Origin of the sequence: Streptomyces sp. SM1 (genome assembly GCF_002910825.1) — a bacterium.
Lineage (GTDB): Bacteria > Actinomycetota > Actinomycetes > Streptomycetales > Streptomycetaceae > Streptomyces > Streptomyces okerensis.
This window is the reverse complement of record NZ_NEUB01000008.1, coordinates 1-734: the sequence shown is the minus strand read 5'-3', so window position 1 is coordinate 734 and position 734 is coordinate 1. Positions and strand designations below refer to the sequence as shown.

Here is a 734-nt window from a genome sequence, read left to right as displayed (position 1 = left end):
GGGCGCGGGCGGCCGTGGTCGCCGTCGATCTGCCGAGCGGGGTCGACGCGGACACCGGGGAGGTGCGGGGGCGGGCGCTGCGGGCCGACCTCACGGTGACGTTCGGGACGCACAAGCCGGGGCTGCTGATCGATCCGGCCCGGGAGTACGCCGGGGCGGTGCGGCTGGTCGACATCGGGCTGACGCTCCCGGACGAGCCGGAGGTGGAGGCGCTGCAGCACGCGGACGTGGCCCGGCTGCTGCCGGTGCCTGCCGCGGAGAGCGACAAGTACCGGCGGGGTGTGGTCGGCATCGCGGCCGGTTCCGCGCGCTATCCGGGGGCTGCGGTGCTCGCGGTGGCGGGAGCGCTGCGGGGTGGGGCGGGAGCCGTACGGTACGTCGGTCCCGCCGGGCAGGCCGTGATCGCCCGCTTCCCGGAGACGCTGGTGTCGGACCGGGGGCCGAAGCACGCGGGACGGGTGCAGGCGTGGGTGGTCGGACCGGGGGCCGGGGACGACGCGGCGACGGTCGCGGAGGTGCTGGCGGCGGACGTGCCGGTGCTGATCGACGCGGACGGGCTGCGGCTGGCGGAGGCATCGGCGGTACGGGGCCGGCGGGCGCCGACGCTGATGACCCCGCATGCGGGGGAGGCGGCGGCGCTGCTCGGGGTCGAGCGGGTGGAGGTCGAGGGGGGTCGGCTGGATGCGGTGCGGGAGTTGGCGGGGCGGTATGGGGCGGCGGTGCTGTTGAAGGGG

1 protein-coding gene is annotated in these 734 nt (G+C 77.5%); it reads left to right on the top strand.

All coding sequences use genetic code 11. The features are described from left to right. Window positions 1-734 (top strand): NAD(P)H-hydrate dehydratase (locus B9S61_RS00075; RefSeq protein ID WP_308457741.1); only part of this gene is annotated, 734 nt, incomplete at both ends.